This is a genomic window from Nocardia sp. NPDC057455 (assembly GCF_042802775.1).
GTDB lineage: Bacteria > Actinomycetota > Actinomycetes > Mycobacteriales > Mycobacteriaceae > Nocardia.
Window position 1 is genome coordinate 1 of the sequence record NZ_JBHVDM010000089.1, and the last position, 17,292, is coordinate 17,292.

Sequence of the window (17,292 nt, forward strand, 5' to 3'; positions counted from 1 at the left end):
TTCGCGCCCATCAGGGCGCGGTTGGCGTCGTCGTGCTCGAGGAACGGGATCATCGCGGTCGCGACCGACACCATCTGACGCGGCGAGACGTCCATATAGTCGACCTCGGTGGCCGCGACGAGCTCGTTCTCCTCGTTGCCGCGGCGGCACAGCACACGGTCATCGAGGAAACGGCCTTCGGCGTCGACCGGCGAGTTGGCCTGCGCGCGAACGTGCCGGTCCTCCTCGTCGGCGGTCAGGTAACGAACCTCGTCGGTCACCCGGCCGTCGACGACCTTGCGGTACGGCGTCTCGATGAAGCCGAACGGATTCACCCGCGCGTACACCGACAGCGAGCCGATCAGGCCGATGTTCGGGCCTTCCGGGGTCTCGATCGGGCACATGCGGCCGTAGTGCGACGGGTGGACGTCACGGACTTCCAGGCCGGCGCGCTCGCGGGACAGACCACCCGGGCCCAGCGCCGAGAGACGGCGCTTGTGGGTCAGGCCCGACAACGGGTTGTTCTGGTCCATGAACTGCGACAGCTGGGACGTTCCGAAGAACTCCTTGATCGCGGCGACGACCGGGCGGATGTTGATCAGGGTCTGCGGCGTGATCGCCTCGACGTCCTGAGTGGTCATCCGCTCGCGAACCACACGCTCCATGCGGGAGAGGCCGACCCGGATCTGGTTCTGGATCAGCTCGCCGACGGTACGCAGGCGACGGTTACCGAAGTGGTCGATGTCGTCCACTTCCACCGGGACCTCGGCGCCGCCCGGGGCGGTCATCACCTTGTCGCCCGAGTGCAGGCGGACCAGGTACTCGATGGTGTTGACGATGTCTTCCTTCGTCAGCACCGAACCGACGACCTGCTCGCCCACGTGGATGCCGAGCTTCTTGTTGATCTTGTAGCGACCGACGCGCGCCAGGTCGTAGCGCTTCTCCTTGAAGAACAAGTTCTCCAGCAGGGTCTGCGCGGACTCCTTGGTCGGCGGCTCGCCCGGACGCAGCTTGCGGTAGATGTCCAGCAGCGCCTCGTCCTGGCCTGCGGTGTTGTCCTTCTCCAGGGTCGACATCATGATCTCGGAGAAGCCGAAGCGCTCCACGATCTCCTCGGTGGTCCACCCCAGCGCCTTGAGCAGCACCGTCACGGGCTGGCGACGCTTGCGGTCGATGCGCACACCCACGGTGTCGCGCTTGTCCACGTCGAACTCCAGCCACGCACCGCGCGACGGGATGACCCGCACACTGTGCAGATCCTTCTCCGTGCCCTTGTCGACACTGTGGTCGAAGTACACACCCGGCGAACGCACCAGCTGCGACACCACAACACGCTCGGTGCCGTTGATGATGAACGTGCCCTTGTCGGTCATCATCGGGAAATCACCCATGAAGACCGTCTGGCTCTTGATCTCACCAGTGTTGTTGTTGATGAACTCCGCCGTCACGAACAGCGGAGCCGCATACGTCATGTCCTTGTCTTTGCACTCATCGATCGAGGCCTTGACCTCCTCGAAGCGCGGGTCGGAGAACGACAGCGACATGGAGCCGGAGAAGTCCTCGATCGGCGACAGTTCCTCGAGCACCTCCTCGAGGCCACCGACTAGGCCGACGTCGCCGCGAGCGGCGGCGCGTTCGCGCCAATCCGGCGAACCGATCAACCAGGCGAATGATTCCGTTTGTAGATCGAGAAGTCCGGGCACCTCCAAGGGTTCACGGATCTTCGCGAAAGACACCCGCAACGGGGCTCCGGGGATTCCGGCAACTGCCTTGGTCTGGGTGGAGACTGCCAAGATGCGTCCTTCCAGCACCTCACGCGCGTCGCGTGGTGGTCCGCGACCGTCGCTTGTCTGCTACGAATTCCGCTGGTTACTACCCGAACGAAACTCGAACAGGCACCAACGGAAGTAACACCGGAAGGGTGAACTCACGAGTGCGATTCGAGGTATGGACAGGAGGCAGCCAGCGCAACGTCCAAACCTACACCCAAGTACACGGGGGTGTCAAAGTACCACCCGTGTGATCGTCCGCATGGCTGGCGCGCCGGGCCGAATTCGCTGGCTGCGTCGTGAGCCGCGGTGCGCTGGAAGCCACTGTGACAGCTGCCGCTGTTGTGAATAGCGTGACGGTTCGGGCGAAACTCGTCAAGTGGCAGACGCGCCCGGGGCACCGTCGAGATCGCCTGGCGCGCTGCGTCATCCCGGCCGATGCGATGGCCGTTACTGGTCCACGATGTCGCTGGCCAGCCAGCGTCCGTCCACCTTCTGCATGTGCAGAACCACGGGTCCGGCGACGCTTTGCTGCGCCACGCCGTCCTTGGTGGCGCTCACCACCAAGTTGACGATCAGCTCCGCGCGATCATCCGTGAGCAACGTCACAGCAATCGGATCGGCTTTCGCGTCGGCACTGGTCTGTGCCTGTTTGACGGCCGAAATGGTGGTGTCGGCGTACTTGTCCAGATCGGCGAGCATCTTTCCGGTGAGCACCTGCTTCGCCGTGTCCCGGTAGCCGTCGATGTTCTTCACGTCGTAGGCGTAGACGGTCCGCAGGGCATTGTCGGCGGCCGCCCGCACCTCTTGGGTGGCCTCGTTGTCCACGTACGCCTGATTCGACGTGTTCACACCGGGCTGCTGAGCGGCGAGCCACGCGAAACCGCCCAGCAGGACCGCGGCGATCAGCAGGGCCGCGGTGACGCCCCAGCGCGGGCGTCCGGCCGGACGCCGCCGGCCTTTCTCGCGCGACACGAGCTTGCGCCACCACGACGGCCCGGACGCCGCCGCAGGCCGCTGTTCGGCACGGCGGGTGTTCGGTTCCGCGGCGGTCCGGGCACCACTGCCCGCTACGCGCGGTTTGCGGGCCGCTGCGGGCCGCGCGGACGCGGCGCGCGCCGTTTCGGTGGTGGGCCTGCGCTTGGAGGTGACCCGGTTGACCGGTCGGCGAGACGTCATAGCGGTTCTCCTACGATCCCGGCTTCGGAGCGGCCGGCGGCTGGTCGCCCGCCGGTGCGGAGGTCTGCGCGGCGGGGCCGCCGCTCAGCAACACCGGCTGGCTGAGCGAGGAGATCTGCTCGGCCTTCCAGACGTCGCCGTCCTTGGCCACGTCGACGGTCCAGGTGTAGCGGTAATCGGCCGACGGCTTGTCCTTGCCGTTCTCGGTGACCTGCAGCACGACCAGCGCCGATGCCTTGTCCTGCTCGCTGTCGAGCGAGGTGAGCGCGGCGCCGAGCACCTTCGAAGTCATCCCGACCCCGCTCTGCCGGGCCAGCTGCTCCGCCTGGTCCTTGTTCTTCGTGGCCGAGTCCAGCAGCGCGCCGGTCATCGAAGACCTGGCCAGCGCCAGCGAGCCGGGCACATCGTCGAGGTTCATCGAGGTCATGTTGAGCGCGGCTTGGCGGGCGGCGTCCAGAGCGGTGTCGCGGGCGTCCGCGCGTGGGCCGTCGGTGAGCGCGGCCCGCACCCATCCCGCACCGAACCACGCGGCGCCGGCCAACGCGATCACCAGTAACACGGCGGAGCAGGCCGAGGCCACCCGGCCGAGCGTGGACCTGCTGGCCGGGCGCTCGGACGCGCCGCCGGTGGGCTCGGCAGTCTTCCGATCGTCCGCGTCCGGCTGTGCGGAGGGGGCGGACGTGTCCACCGCTGTCGTCACGGTGTCCGGCGTGTCCTGCGACGCCGAATCGGACCGCTTGGTCAGATCGGCGGTCACGACATCGCCTCGCCGTCGGTCGGCTCGGTCGCGCCCCAGGGCCTGATGGCCGTGATTCGCTCGCTCCAGTCACTCACGCGAGACACCCTAACGTCATTGCTCCTGGTCACCGCTTCGGCGTGACCCCCAGCAGGGTCGACAGTTGCACGGCGACCGGAGCCAGGTTCAGCTTTTCCGGATCGGTTTTGGGGTTGGAATCCCAGGGCTGGACGATGGCCGGATCGGCGTATTCGGCTCGCTCGCCACCCCGGACGGCGGTCGGATTACCGAACGGCACAAGACATCTGGCGTCTTTGTTGAAGGGGAACTCGTCGCGCGTGTCGTCGAAGTCCGGGTTCTGCGCCTTCATCTGTTCGAGAATCCGATACGTGCCCTCGTAGCCCACGGTACAGGTGGGCGGATTATTGACCTCGAGCACCAAGCCGAAGTGGCTGGTCCCGTCGCCGGGCGCGGTGGAGGATCCGCCGATCGACAGCTGCGGAAGCATCTGCAGCAATGGCTTGATCGCGTAGAACTTCGGCGAGATCGCCTGCAGCAACAGCCGCAGGTTGGCCAGGTCCTGGGTGAGTGCGCCACCGCTCTCGTCGATCAGCGCGCCGAGCTGCTCACCCGCGTCGGTTCCGGTGCCGATGAGCCTGCGCACATCGGGGTCGCTGGAGCGCAACTGGGCGGTGAGCTTGTCCAGGCCGTCGCTGAACTCGCGGATCTGCGCGGACTGCTCGGCCTGCGTGCCGAGGGCGATGCGGCCGTCCCGGACCAACTGAATGGTCTGCGGCAGCGTCGCGTGGAAGGTCTCGGTGAATTTGTTCAGCGAGTCGATCAGCACCTGAAGGTCGTCACCCTTGCCGTCGAACGCTTTGCCCAGTTCGCGGACCGTCGTGTTGAGCGCGTTCAGGTCCACCGAGCCCGCGAAGGTGTCCACGCTGGACAACAGCTCCTCGACCGACACCGGCAGGGTCGCCGAGGTGATCACGGAGTTGTCGCGCAGGTACGGGCCCGCGTCCGAGTCGGGCTGCAGGTCGACATACTGCTCACCGATGGCGGACCGATTGGCCACCACGGCTTTCGCCGACGCCGGGATCTTCGGCGAACTCGTGTCGATGACCAGATTCATCACCACGCCCTCGCCGGTGAGTTCCAGCTCGCCTACCCGGCCGACCGGGACGCCACGGTAGGTCACCTCGGCGCCCTTGTAGATGCCGCCGGTCTGCGCCGCCCGCAGCTTCACCGTGTACTCGTTGAGCCCGAACATGTGGTCGAGCCGGATGTACCTGCCACCGACGTACACCACGCCGAGTACCGCGATCACCACGAACGCGATGAGCTGCCACCGCACCAGACGGGTCATCGCGGACCACTCCCTACGCCGAGTTGCTCGAGGATCGCCCCGACCGGACCGGGCACGCCGGGTGCGGGCGGCTGCGCCATCAGCGGCGGCAGCGGCAGGATCGACACAGTGGGCCAGCCCGGACGCGGACCGTTGCCGTTGTAGTACGGATTGGTCGGGTTCACCGGCACGGACGGACCGACCGGCGGGATGTACACCGGATCGGGTTTACCCACGCCGAGGTTGCTGAGCGTGACGCCGATCTGCTGGTCCACCGACAGGAAGGTGTTCACGCTGCCACCGAAGGTGCTCTCCAGCGCCGAGTCCGGGAACGGGTAGGTCGGGATCAGCGGGACCGCCGAGACCAGATCCGGCGCGGAACGACCCAGCTCCTGCAAGGTCGGGCGCAGCGAGGTGAGGTCGCGGATCAGGTCGTCCTTCGAGGTGTTCAGCACGTCGAAGCCCGCCTGGCCGAGCCGATCCAGCTGGGCCAGCAGGGCTACCAGTTGCGGGCGCTGCTCTTCCAGGATCTTGATGCCCTGGGGCAGCTGGTCGAGGATCTTGCCGATCTGATCGGTCTGCCTGCTCACCCGGCTGCTGAGTACGTCGAGGCCGTCCAGCGCGCGGGTGATGTCGTCCACCTGCTGGTTCAGGCCGCCGATCAGCGTGTTCGCCTGCTCGATCAGCGAGCGCACCCGGTCTTCCCGGCCGCCGAGGGTCTTGTTCAGCTCGGTGACGATCGGCTGCAACTGCGCTACGCCGCCGCCGTTGAGCAGTAGCGACAGCGCGCCGAGCACCTGCTCGACCTCGGTGGCGTGCCGGGTGCGGTCGACCGGGATGACCGAGTTGTCGGCCAGTCGGCCGGGCTCCGGATCGGCCGAAGGCCGGGAGAGCTCGATGAACTTCTCGCCGAGCAGGTTCGACTGCCGAACCTCGGCGCGCGCGTTCACGGGCAGGTTCACCGACGAGTTGACCAAGGTGCGCACCGTGGCGGTCCACTGGTCCTTGCCGATGCTGATCTTCTCCACCCGGCCCACCGGCACGCCCTCGACCTTGACCGCCGACTGCGGAACGAGGTCGAGGACGTCGTCGAACTGGATGTCGATATGCATCGGGTGCTCGCCGACGTCGGCGCCGCCGGGCAGCGGCACGCTGTAGATGCCGTCGGAGGCACACGAGGTGACCAGCGTCGCGGACAGGCCGAGCGCCAGCGCCGCACCGAGACCGCGTGCGACGGAACGGATTCTCGTGCTCATCGCTCCCCTCCCTGCGACGGCGGAAGCCGGTCCGACGGCGTGCCTGGCACGGTGCCCGGCACCGGGTCACGCTGCTGGTTCTCGCCGCTGAGAATGCCGAAGGGCAGGTTCAGCGTCGGAGTCTGCACCCCGGCGGTGATCTGGTCGGTGATCTCCTTGCAGTGGTCCAGGATCGGCCGCAGCTGCCTGCCGAGTGCCTCGAACTTCGGATCGCCGGGCATCAGCTTGGACAGGTCGAGCATCTTGCACACCGCGCCGAACGGGTCTTGCGTTTCGGGGAAGTTCGCACGCATGTCGAGGGTGCCCGATTCGGCATTGTGCACGTTGATCAGGTTGCTCAACGCCACCGGCAGGACCGGCAGCAGGGCCGCCACGTCGTCGCGCTGATCGGACAGCGTCTTGGTGAGCTGGATCAGTCCTTCGGCATTGCTGGCGATCAGGCCCCGGTTGTCGTCGATGAAGCGCGCGACGTCACCCAGTGCGATCGACAGCAGATTCAGTGCCGCGCCGAGATCTTGCCGCTCATCGGCGAGGAACGTCGACAGGTCGGCCAGCTGGGTGTTGAATTGCCGCACCTGCTGGTCGTTGCGCGCCAGCATGGTGATGAAGGCCTGCAGGTTCTTGACCGTGTCGAAGATGTCGCCCCGCGCGTCCGACAGGTAGCGGGCCGCCCTGGACAACTGGGTGAGGCTGTTGGCCAGCGCCTCGCCGTTGCCCGCCAGGTTCGCCGCGCCGGTGCGCACCAGGTCGTTCACCGCGCCGTCGGCGTTGGCGCCGTTGGGGCCCAGCGCGTCGGAGAGTTCGGTGATGCTCTTGTACAGCTGGTCGACTTCGACGGGCGTGGCCGTGCGCTCCCGCGGGATGGTCGCGTCCCGCGCCATCTTCGGGCCGCCGGTGTACGCGGGGGTGAGCTGGATGTAGCGGTCCGACACGATGGAGGGCGTGATCTGCGCGGCCCGCGCGCCCGCGGGCACGTCGAACTTGCGGTCGACACTCAGCACGATCTTGACCTGATCGCCCTGCGGCTCCACCGAATCCACCGAACCGACCGGCACGCCGAGGATCCGGACGTCCGAGCCCTCGTAGATGCCGACCGAGCGATCGAAGTAAGCGGTGATCTTGGTGGTGGTCAGCCGGTTGAACAGCCACCACAGCACCACCGCGACCAGCACGGCGAGGACGACGACCAGCGCGATGCCCACCTTGGCGCCGCGGCTGGAACCGCGCACCGAGCCGACCGGATCGCTACGCCAGTTGTCCGCCACGTCAGTTACCTCCCAGAGTGCGGATCGGCTGACGGTAGCCGGGGATATCGGGCAGCGCCGGCGGCAGCACGTTGACGATCACCGCGTCGAACCAGCGTCCGGTACCCAGCACGTTGGCGTAGAGGTTGTAGAACGGCGCCGCGAGTTCCAACGTCTTGGAGATGTTCTGCTGGTTGGAGTTGAGCAGATCGATCGCGGCGCGCAGATTCTTCAGCGCCGGGCCGATCTGCTCCTCGTTGTCATGCACGAGCGCGCTCAGTTCGGTCGACACCGTCTGTGCGCCGACCAGCAACTGCTTGATGGACTGCTGCCGGATGTTCAGCTCGGCCAGCAGCTGACCGCCGTTGGCCAGCAGCCGCTCGAACTCGGCGTTGCGGTCGGCGAGTATCTGGGTGGTCTGCCTGGTCGCGGCGAACAGTTTCTTCAGCTCCTGATCGCGTTTGGCCAGCGTCTCCGACAGCCGGGCGACACCGTCGATGGAGCCGCGGATCTCCGGCGGCGTCGTCTCGAACGCCTCCGACAGCACTTGCATGCTCTTGGCCAGCTGCGCGGTGTCGATCTGGTCGATGGTGCGCGCGGCGTCGGTGAACGCGTCCACCACGTCGTAGGGCGAGACGGTGCGCGAGAGCGGTATCCGCGAACTCGGCGTGGCCGGCTTCGAGCCCCTCGGGTCGAGCGCGAGGTACTTCTGCCCGAGCAGCGTCTTGATCTGGATGGACGCGGTGGTCTCGTTGCCGATCCAGGTGTCTTTGGTGCGGAAATCCACCAGCACGCGGTCACCGTCGAGCCGGACATCGGACACCGAACCCACTTTGACGCCCGCCACCCGGACTTCGTTGCCCTTCTTGAGCCCCGCCGCCTCGCTGAATTCCGCGGTGTACTTCGTCCCCGCCCCGATGATCGGCAACCGATCCAGGAAGAAGGCCGACACCGTCACCAACAGCACGACGGCGAGGCCGAGCGCGCCCAGGAACGCCGGGCTGCGCTTGCCGAGCAGAATGCGGTCGTCCATCAGCGAGCCTTCCCATGGCAGCGCGGCGCGGCGTTGGTGTACAGCGGCTGATTGATCGTCGGCAAGCCTGCGGGCAGATTGAGCTGCGGCGCCTCGACGGCGCCCGGTCCGACGACGATGTCGATGCCGCACAGATAGAACTGGAACCAGGAGCCGTAGCTGGCGGCGCGGCCGAGCTTCTCCATCTTCAGCGGCAGGTTGTACAGCGCTTCGTTCACCTCGTCCTGGCGCTCGTCGAGGGTGCCGGTCAATTGGCTCAGACCCGCGATAGACCCTTGCAGCGTCGGGCGCACCGGGACGAGCAGGTCCGACGTCGCCGAGGTCAGGTCGGCGAGCGAGGTCACCGAGCGCCCGATCGTGTCGCGTTCCGCGTTCAGGCCGCTGATCAGCGCCTCGGTGTTCACGATCAACTGGTCGAACTGGTCGTCGCGCTGATTGACCGTGTCCAGCACGGTGGTCAGATTGCGGGTCAGCTCACCGATCACCGCGTCTTTGTCCGCGATCTTGTTGGTCAGATTCGCCGTGGTCGCGACCAGATCGTGGATGGTGCCCTGTTCGCCCTGGAAGACCTGGATGATCTCGAAGGACAGTTTGTTGACATCCTCGGCGGTCAGCGTGCGGAACAGCGGCCGGAAGCCGTTGAACAGCGTGGTCAGGTTCAGCGCGGGCCTGGTGTTCTCCAGCGGGATGGTGCCGCCCTCGTTCAGCTTTCGGCCCTGTTCTCCCGTCCCCTGCTCCAGCGCGATGTAGCGCTGGCCGACCAGGTTGCGGTACTTGATCGTGGCGGTGGTCGAGGCGGGCAGCCAATCCCGGTCGGCGAGTTCGAATTTCACCTCGGCCATGCGCTTGTCCACGATGGAGACGTCGGTGACCTTGCCGACCCGAACGCCCGCGATGCGGACCTCGTCGCCGCGATTGAGTGCGGTGACGTCGGTGAATCTGGCCTTGAACCCGGTGCCGCCACCGCTGTAGTTGGCGATGGACAGCGCCAGCATGACGGTCACGAACAGGGTCACCAGGACGAAGATGACCAGCTTGGTCAGCGGCCCGCCCAGGCCGCGCAGTTGCTGCTTCATCGCACGCTCACCTCGCTGCCGCGGAACGCGGGCGCACCGGCCCGGGTCACCCAGCCAGGCACCTGATCCGGAGCGACGCCGTTGGCCGCGCCGTAGATCGCGCCGAGCGACTGCTGCTCCATGGGCGAACCGGCGATCGTCGGCATCTTGCTCGCCGGATGCACGCCGAACTGGGGCGGTTCCAGATTTCCGATCTGCTGATCACCGGGGTTGCGACTGGGGACGGCGTAGGAGCCGTCGTTGTTCGGGCCGCCGGTGTACTGGCCGGGATCGACGCCCAACGGCATCTCGGGGATGCACCACGGACCCCTGGGGTCCAGCCAGCGCGGTTCGTCCTGGTTGGGCAGGTACTTGCCGCGGGTGTTGGTCAGTTCGATGGTCACCCGGGAGCCGGGCAGGTCGGTGCCCTTGCCGAAGATCCGGTCGATGCGCGGCTTCAGCTGCGCGAAGTTCGCCAGCGAGCAGGCGTAGTTCGGCGAGTAGTAGGCCAGCTGCTCGAGCGCGGGCCGGGAGTCGGCGGCCACATCGATGATGTTGTCGCGGTTGGCGATCAGGAAGTCGGTGGTGGTGGCCGCGGTCGGCGTCAGCGTCGCGTAGAGGACATCGATATCGGTGCGCCGCTGCACGATCGTGGCGTTGGTCGTGCGCAAGTTGTCCAGGGCCTGGATCAGCTGCGGCGCCGCGTCGGAATAGGTGGCCGCCACCTCGGCGAAGCTGCGCAGGTCCGCCTGCAGGTCCGGCAGCACCACATTGACCTGGCGGAAGGCGTCGTCCAGCTTGTCCACGGTCTCGCCGAGCGCGAAGCCCTGACCGGCCAGCGCCTGCGACAGCGCGCCCAGCGTGGCCGCGAGATCCTGCGGCGGGATGGACTGCAGCAGCGGCAGCAGGTCGTCGAGCAGTTTGCTCAGCTCGATGGCGTTGCCACTGACGTCCTGGCGCAGCGTCAGGCCGTCGGTCAGATGCTGCGGGCTCGGGTTCTCCGGGATCACCAGATCCACGTAGCGCTCGCCGAACAGCGTCTTGGGCAGCAGCCGCGCGGTCGCGTTGGCCGGGATCTGCTGCGCCTTGTCCGGATTGATGGCCAGGTCCAAGGTCACCTCGCCGCCCTCGGAACTGCTCGAGCGCACCTCGCCGACGGTGATGCCGCGCACCTTCACGTCCGCGTTGCGGGTCAGCGCGTTGCCCACGCTGTCGGTGATCAGGTCGACGTGCACGGTCCGCACGAACTGCTTGTTGTAGATCGCGATGGTGGTCCACAGAAACAGCGCGACCACGACGAAGAACGCGATCCCCAGCACCCGGATGCGAAGTTTCGCGGTCGAGCGCCAGGCCTGTGTGCGGCTCATCCGGCCACCCGCACCGTGGTGGTGGTGCCCCAGATCGCGAGGCTGAGGAAGAAGTCGAGCACGTTCACCAGGACGATCGCGGCGCGAACCGCGCGGCCGACCGCGACGCCGACGCCCGCGGGCCCTCCGGTGGCGTGGAACCCGTAGTAGCAGTGCACCATGATGATAACGAAGGCGAAGACCAGCACCTTGAGGAACGAATAGAGCACGTCCTCCGGTGGCAGGAACAAACCGAAGTAGTGGTCGTAGGATCCGCTGGATTGCCCGTTGAACCAGATGCTGATCGCCCGTGACGCCAGGAACGTGCCGAGCAGTCCGACGATGTAGAGCGGGATCACCGCGAGGAATCCGGCGATCACCCGGCTGGTCACCAGGAACGGCACGCCGGGCACCGCCATCACCTCGAGCGCATCGATCTCCTCGGAGATCCGCATGGCGCCCAGCTGCGCGGTGAAACCACAACCGACCGTGGCGGACAGCGCGAGCGCGGCGACCAATGGCGCGATCTCGCGGGTGTTGATGTAGGCGGTGAGGAAGCCGGTGAGCACCGAGCTGCCGAGCGCGTCGAGGGCTTTGAAGCCCTGCAGACCGACCACGACGCCGACGGAGCCGGACATGAACACGATGACGCCGATGGTGCCGCCGATCACCGCGAGCGCGCCGGTGCCGAAGGTCACCTCGGCGAGCAGCCGCATGACTTCCTTGCGGTAGTGCACCGCGGTCCGCGGGATCCACGCGATGGTTCGCGTGTAGAACGACATCTGCTCGCCCGCGCGGTCGATGACGTTGAGCGGCATTCGAGCGATTTCACCCGCCCGGCGCATGGACTTGGCGACCGGGGTTCGGTACGACGTGGCCATCGGTCAGGCGCCCTTTGCCGGGACGACCTGTAGGTACACCAGGGTCAGGATGAGATTCACGAAGAACAGCACCATGAATGTGATCACCACGGATTGGTTCACCGCGTCACCGACTCCTTTCGGGCCCCCCTTGGGATGTAGGCCCTTGTACGCGGCGATGACGCCGGCGAGCAGACCGAACACCGCCGCCTTGATCTCGCCGATCCACAGGTCCGGCAACTGGGCGAGGGCGGAGAACGACGCCAGGTAGGCGCCGGGAGTGCCGCCCTGCAGCAGCACGTTGAAGAAGTACCCGCCCGCGATGCCGACCACCGAGACCAGTCCGTTGAGCAGCAGCGCGACCAGCATCATGCCGAGCACGCGCGGCACCACCAGCTTTCGCACCGGATCGATGCCGAGCACTTCCATCGCGTCGATCTCCTCGCGGATGGTGCGCGAACCGAGATCGGCGGCCACCGCCGACCCGGCCGCGCCCGCGATGATCAGAGCCGTCACGACGGGAGCCGCCTGCTGGACGGTTGCCAGCACGCTGGTCGCGCCGGTGAAGGATTCCGCGCCGAGCTGTTTGATCAACGAACCGGTCTGCAATGCCACGACCGCGCCGAACGGGATCGCGACCAGCGCACTGGGCAGGATCGAGACACTCGCGATGAACCACGACTGCTCGATGAACTCCCGCCACTCGAAGGGACGACGGAATGTCTTCCGCAAAACATCGATGAGCAGCGCAAAGATATTGCCGGCCTGGGCAAACCCCGACTCCAGGGGAGTTCGCAATCGCGCCAGGGTCGAATTCACGATCGCAGATGTTACCCGTTAGTTGTGTTGTGTCGCACGGTGGTGTCGTACGAGCCGCCCTGATAATTAGCCAGGTCGCCGCTGTTGTACGCCATCACCTGCGTGTCGTCGTTCTCCGCAAGTGATTCGCGGATCGCGACCTGGGCTGCATGGGGCAGCGTGTGCATGATTTCGCGGACGCGTTCCTTGCGGCGGAGCACGCCTTGGCGCACCGGCATACCCGGGGTCGCGCGCATTTGCGGAATGATGCCCTCGACCTCCTCCGCGCCGCCGTGGTGGTGGCCGGCGTCCACCAACGCCTGCTCGCGCGCCATCTGCGCCTCGTCCTTCTCCTCGGACATACCGATCGGGCCGATCATGCGGCCGTTGAGGAACTGCTTGACCACCGGCTCCTCCGAGGTGAGCAGCACCTCGCGCGGACCGAACATGACCAGCTGGCGGCGGAACAGCATGCCGATGTTGTCCGGCACCGTGCGCGCCAGGTTGATGTTGTGCGTGACGATCAGGATGGTCGCGTCGATCTGCGCGTTGATGTCGATCAGCAGCTGGCTCAGGTACGAGGTGCGCACCGGGTCCAGACCCGAGTCGGGCTCGTCGACGAGGATGATCTGCGGATCCAGCACCAGGGCGCGGGCCAGCCCGGCGCGCTTGCGCATACCGCCGGAGATCTCGCCGGGCAGCTTGCCCTCGGCCCCGAGCAGACCGGTGAGCTCCAGCTTCTCCATGACGATCTTCTTGATCTCGGATTCGCTCTTCTTCGTGTGCTCGCGCAGCGGGAAGGCCACGTTGTCGAACAGATTCATCGAGCCGAACAGCGCGCCGTCCTGGAACAGGACGCCGAAGAGCTTGCGGATCTCGTAGAGCTCCTTGTTGGAGCAGGTGGTGATATCGGTGCCGTCGATGTAGATCGAGCCGCGCTCGGGGCGCAGAAGTCCGATCAGCGACTTCAGGAACACCGACTTACCGGTGCCAGACGGGCCCAGCAGTGCGCTGACCTCGCCCGAGGGCAACGTCAGAGACACGTCTTGCCAAATGCGCTGGGAACCGAAAGATTTGGTTACACTCTCGGTCCTGACCTCGACGCCCACGCCAACCTCCACAATTCTCAGCGAGCTGCCCACCGGCGAACCGCGCGCTCGGGTATCGCGGTGCGTCACGTCACAGTGGGTTCGGTCACTGTAACTCATGGGACAGATCGGGCACACCCCAACCTGACCGCGGAGTAACTCCGCAATCCTTTCGGTATCAGCGATAGCGGTGAGATTGCCAGAAACGCGAACGGGCGATCCCCCACAGGGGATCGCCCGTTCGGCGTGTTCGGTCGTGAACTACTTGACCGAGACCTTGGCGCCGGCCTCTTCCAGCTTCGCCTTGGCGGCCTCGGCGGCATCCTTGGCGACCTTCTCCAGGATCGGCTTCGGGGCGCTCTCGACCAGGTCCTTGGCTTCCTTCAGACCCAGGCCGGAGACGATCTCGCGGACCACCTTGATGACCTGGATCTTCTTGTCGCCGGCACCCTCGAGGACGACGTCGAACTCGTCCTGCTCCTCGGCGGCCTCGGCCGGAGCAGCGGCACCGCCGACAGCGGCGACGGCGACCGGAGCAGCCGCGGTGACCTCGAACTTCTCCTCGAACTTCTTCACGAAGTCCGACAGCTCGAGCAGGGTCATGTTGCCGAAGGTCTCGAGCAGTTCGTCAACGTTGGCCATTGTTGTTTTCCTTTCGGTAGGTGATGTCTATGCGGGCGAGTCGTGCCGCACGGGTACTACTCGGCGGCAGTTCCGCCTTCTTCGGCCTGCTTCTTCTCCTGCAGCGCGGCGGCCAGGCGGGCCACCTGCGAAGCGGGAGCGTTGAACAGACCGGCGGCCTTGCTGAGGTTGCCCTTGAGCGCGCCCGCCAGCTTGGCCAGCAGCACCTCTCGGGTCTCCAGGTCGGCGATCCGCTCGACCTCGGACACGGACAGCGGCGCGCCGTCCATGTAGCCGCCCTTGATGATGAGCGCCTTGTTGTCCTTCGCGAAGGTCTTCAGGGCCTTGGCCGCGAGGACCGGCTCACCCGTGATGAAGGTGATCGCGGTCGGCCCGACGAACAGGTCGTCGAGGCCTTCCACGCCCGCCTCGGCGGCGGCACGCTTGACCAGGGTGTTCTTGGCGACGGAGTACGTGGCGTCGGCGCCGAGCGCGCGCCGCAGCTCGGTGAGCTTGCCGACCGACAGGCCACGGTATTCCGTGACGACGGTGGCCGTCGAGCTCTTGAACTGCTCCGCGATCTCCTCGACTGCGGTGACCTTCTCGGGTTTTGCCATACTTCGCCTCCTCTCTGATTGGTCGGTTCGTATACACGAACTACCGATCAAGGGCCGGCGACAAAACAAACGCCCCGAACGCAGAGCGTTCCGGGGCGCAATAGAAAACCGAGCCGGGACATACCCGGATCAATTCCCAGCCTCGGCTCTCCCTGCGTGGGCCGCCGGCAATGTCGCCGGACCTTCGACCGAACCCATGCGGGATCGGCGACCAACGGTCTTCGGTAGAACGGATTGGGTAGCGATCGAACTCGTCGATAACTGATGTCCAATGTACCCGCATAGATTCCCATCTGCCAAAACGGGCCCCGGCGGTACGCCTGACCGAAACCTATCGGTCGTCGAATCGTTGTGCGGCGATTCGCTTTTCCGCTAGGCGCGTTCGATCACCGGAACCCGGCGGCGGTCGGTGATTTTTCTCACGACGTCGCGCTTCGCGCATACCCGGCGAGCCCGCGCAGCACGGCTACGGCGCCGGACCGGAATTCGACGTCGGCGATCAGCCCATCCGGGCCGACGTCCTCGCGCAGCACCGGCAGTCGCCGGCAGGCATCCGGATCGATGTCGGCTCCGACATAGCCGAGCACGCTACGCAGGGTCGCGGTCGCACCGTCACCGCGGCCGGCGGCCGCGACGGTGATCCAAGCGACCGGTTTGTGATAGAGATCGCCCGCGCCGACGGTCCAGTCCAGCAGGTTCTTCAGGCTGCCGGGCAAGGTGCCCGCGTATTCGGGAGTACAGAACAGTACGGCGTCGGCACGTGAAAGTTGTTCGCGTAGCGCGACGACGGATGGTTGTGCGGTGCCGTCGTCGTCCGGGTTGAAGGCGGGCAGGTCCGCGAGGCCCTCGTACCACACTGTTTCGACGCCCTCTGGGGCGACGGCCGAGGCGGTCCGCAGTGCGGCGGAATTGGTGGAGGCGGCGCGGGTGCTGCCGGAGATCAACATAACGACGGTCACCTCGAACCCCAACCACCGCGGCGGGCGGATTAGTCCGCGAACGCGCAACGGCGGGAACGCGTAATGCGTTCCCGCCGTTGTGGTCGGCTCAGCCGCTGCTTACGCCTCTTCGTCGAGGAGGTTACGGGTGCGGTTCGGGTCCACCGGGATGCCCGGTCCGGTGTTCGTCGAGACCGTCACCTTCTTGACGTAGCGGCCTTTGGCGGTCGACGGCTTGGCACGCAGGATCTCGTCCAGCGCGGCGCCGTAGTTCTCCACCAGCTTGGCGTCGTCGAAGGACGCCTTGCCGATGACGAAGTGCAGGTTGGCCTGCTTGTCGACGCGGAAGTTGATCTTGCCGCCCTTGATGTCGTTGACGGCCTTGGTCACGTCGGTGGTGACCGTGCCCGTCTTCGGGTTCGGCATCAGGCCGCGCGGGCCGAGAACACGCGCGATCCGGCCGACCTTGGCCATCTGGTCCGGGGTGGCGATCGCGGCGTCGAAGTCCAGCCAGCCGCCCTGGATCCGCTCGATCAGGTCCTCGGCGCCGACGGCATCCGCGCCGGCGGCCTCGGCCTCGGCGGCCTTCTCGCCTGCTGCGAACACGATGACGCGGGCGGTCTTACCGGTGCCGTGCGGCAGGTTGACCGTGCCGCGGACCATCTGGTCGGCCTTGCGGGGATCCACCCCGAGACGCACGGCGACCTCGACGGTCGCGTCGGTCTTGGTGCTGGCGGTCTCCTTCGCCAGGCGCGCGGCGGCCAGCGGGGAGTAGAGCTTCGCGCGATCGACCTTCTCGGCCGCGGCGAGGTACGCCTTGCTTCGTTTTGCCATGATTCTCTGTCCTGTTCGATCCGCGGCGCTCCCGGGACTCTCCGTGGTGACCCAGGCTTCCGCCTGGCGAGCCCGTCGCTCGCGCCGCTGTGTTGGTAGTTCAGACGTGGTTATCGGGCCTGGCCGGCCCTCCCACCAGGGAGCGATTCCGCTCAGCCTTCGACGGTGATGCCCATCGAACGCGCGGTACCCGCGATGATCTTGGCCGCCTGCTCGATGTCGTTGGCGTTGAGATCTTCCTGCTTGGTCTTGGCGATCTCGCGCACCTGGTCCATGGTCACCTTGGCGACCTTGTTGCGGTGCGGCTCCGCCGAGCCCTTCTGCACGCCTGCGGCCTTGAGCAGCAGCTTGGCGGCGGGCGGGGTCTTCAGCTTGAAGTCGAACGACCGGTCCTCGTACACCGAGATCTCGACCGGGATGACGTTGCCACGCTGCGACTCGGTCGCGGCGTTGTACGCCTTGCAGAACTCCATGATGTTGACGCCGTGCTGACCGAGCGCGGGGCCGACCGGAGGGGCCGGGTTCGCCTGGCCGGCCTGGATCTGAAGCTTGATGATCCCGGCGAGCTTCTTCTTCTTGGGGGGCATCTTT

At 66.5% G+C, this 17,292-nt stretch carries 16 protein-coding genes and 1 pseudogene; all 17 read right to left on the bottom strand.

Annotated elements, in window-relative coordinates; all coding sequences use genetic code 11:
* Window positions 1-1,790 (bottom strand): annotated as a pseudogene (locus tag ACFU5M_RS27520) (DNA-directed RNA polymerase subunit beta); the annotation flags it as partial.
* Between the two features lie 408 nt (window positions 1,791-2,198).
* The gene (locus ACFU5M_RS27525; RefSeq protein ID WP_379053794.1) at window positions 2,199-2,927 is read right to left on the bottom strand and encodes a hypothetical protein; all 729 of its coding nucleotides are present in this window, start codon (window positions 2,925-2,927) and stop codon (window positions 2,199-2,201) included.
* A gap of 10 nt (window positions 2,928-2,937) precedes the next feature.
* Entirely contained in the window at window positions 2,938-3,684 is a 747-nt protein-coding gene (locus tag ACFU5M_RS27530) for a hypothetical protein (protein ID WP_379053796.1), read from the bottom strand.
* A gap of 106 nt (window positions 3,685-3,790) precedes the next feature.
* Window positions 3,791-5,032: an MCE family protein gene (locus tag ACFU5M_RS27535; RefSeq protein WP_379053798.1), complete on the bottom strand. Its 1,242-nt coding sequence runs from the start codon at window positions 5,030-5,032 to the stop codon at window positions 3,791-3,793.
* Complete coding sequence (locus ACFU5M_RS27540) at window positions 5,029-6,267, bottom strand: MCE family protein (protein ID WP_379053799.1); 1,239 nt, start codon at window positions 6,265-6,267, stop codon at window positions 5,029-5,031. The genes ACFU5M_RS27535 and ACFU5M_RS27540 overlap by 4 nt, the downstream gene beginning before the upstream one ends.
* Window positions 6,264-7,496, bottom strand: coding sequence for an MCE family protein (locus ACFU5M_RS27545; protein WP_379053821.1), 1,233 nt, complete (start codon window positions 7,494-7,496; stop codon window positions 6,264-6,266). The genes ACFU5M_RS27540 and ACFU5M_RS27545 overlap by 4 nt, the downstream gene beginning before the upstream one ends.
* A gap of 37 nt (window positions 7,497-7,533) precedes the next feature.
* On the bottom strand, window positions 7,534-8,544 hold the full coding sequence (locus ACFU5M_RS27550; RefSeq protein ID WP_379053801.1) for an MCE family protein: 1,011 nt from the start codon (window positions 8,542-8,544) through the stop codon (window positions 7,534-7,536).
* On the bottom strand, window positions 8,544-9,620 hold the full coding sequence (locus tag ACFU5M_RS27555) for an MCE family protein (RefSeq protein WP_379053803.1): 1,077 nt from the start codon (window positions 9,618-9,620) through the stop codon (window positions 8,544-8,546). The genes ACFU5M_RS27550 and ACFU5M_RS27555 overlap by 1 nt, the downstream gene beginning before the upstream one ends.
* Window positions 9,617-10,966, bottom strand: coding sequence for an MCE family protein (locus ACFU5M_RS27560; RefSeq protein WP_379053805.1), 1,350 nt, complete (start codon window positions 10,964-10,966; stop codon window positions 9,617-9,619). The genes ACFU5M_RS27555 and ACFU5M_RS27560 overlap by 4 nt, the downstream gene beginning before the upstream one ends.
* Window positions 10,963-11,826 carry an MlaE family ABC transporter permease gene (locus tag ACFU5M_RS27565; protein ID WP_379053807.1) on the bottom strand — a complete coding sequence of 288 codons (864 nt, stop codon included), beginning with the start codon at window positions 11,824-11,826 and terminating at the stop codon, window positions 10,963-10,965. The genes ACFU5M_RS27560 and ACFU5M_RS27565 overlap by 4 nt, the downstream gene beginning before the upstream one ends.
* A gap of 3 nt (window positions 11,827-11,829) precedes the next feature.
* Window positions 11,830-12,624, bottom strand: coding sequence for an ABC transporter permease (locus ACFU5M_RS27570; protein WP_051175592.1), 795 nt, complete (start codon window positions 12,622-12,624; stop codon window positions 11,830-11,832).
* A gap of 11 nt (window positions 12,625-12,635) precedes the next feature.
* Window positions 12,636-13,712, bottom strand: a complete 1,077-nt coding sequence (locus tag ACFU5M_RS27575) for an ABC transporter ATP-binding protein (protein WP_379053809.1) — start codon at window positions 13,710-13,712, stop codon at window positions 12,636-12,638.
* 240 nt (window positions 13,713-13,952) lie between these two features.
* Window positions 13,953-14,333: a 50S ribosomal protein L7/L12 gene (rplL, locus tag ACFU5M_RS27580; RefSeq protein WP_043698929.1), complete on the bottom strand. Its 381-nt coding sequence runs from the start codon at window positions 14,331-14,333 to the stop codon at window positions 13,953-13,955.
* Between the two features lie 56 nt (window positions 14,334-14,389).
* Complete coding sequence (gene rplJ, locus ACFU5M_RS27585) at window positions 14,390-14,929, bottom strand: 50S ribosomal protein L10 (protein ID WP_379053811.1); 540 nt, start codon at window positions 14,927-14,929, stop codon at window positions 14,390-14,392.
* Between the two features lie 419 nt (window positions 14,930-15,348).
* Window positions 15,349-15,888, bottom strand: a complete 540-nt coding sequence (locus ACFU5M_RS27590) for an NADPH-dependent FMN reductase (protein WP_379053812.1) — start codon at window positions 15,886-15,888, stop codon at window positions 15,349-15,351.
* A gap of 99 nt (window positions 15,889-15,987) precedes the next feature.
* Complete coding sequence (rplA, locus tag ACFU5M_RS27595; protein ID WP_379053813.1) at window positions 15,988-16,701, bottom strand: 50S ribosomal protein L1; 714 nt, start codon at window positions 16,699-16,701, stop codon at window positions 15,988-15,990.
* Between the two features lie 152 nt (window positions 16,702-16,853).
* Window positions 16,854-17,288, bottom strand: a complete 435-nt coding sequence (rplK, locus tag ACFU5M_RS27600) for a 50S ribosomal protein L11 (protein WP_063051596.1) — start codon at window positions 17,286-17,288, stop codon at window positions 16,854-16,856.
* Between the last annotated feature and the right edge of the window lie 4 nt (window positions 17,289-17,292).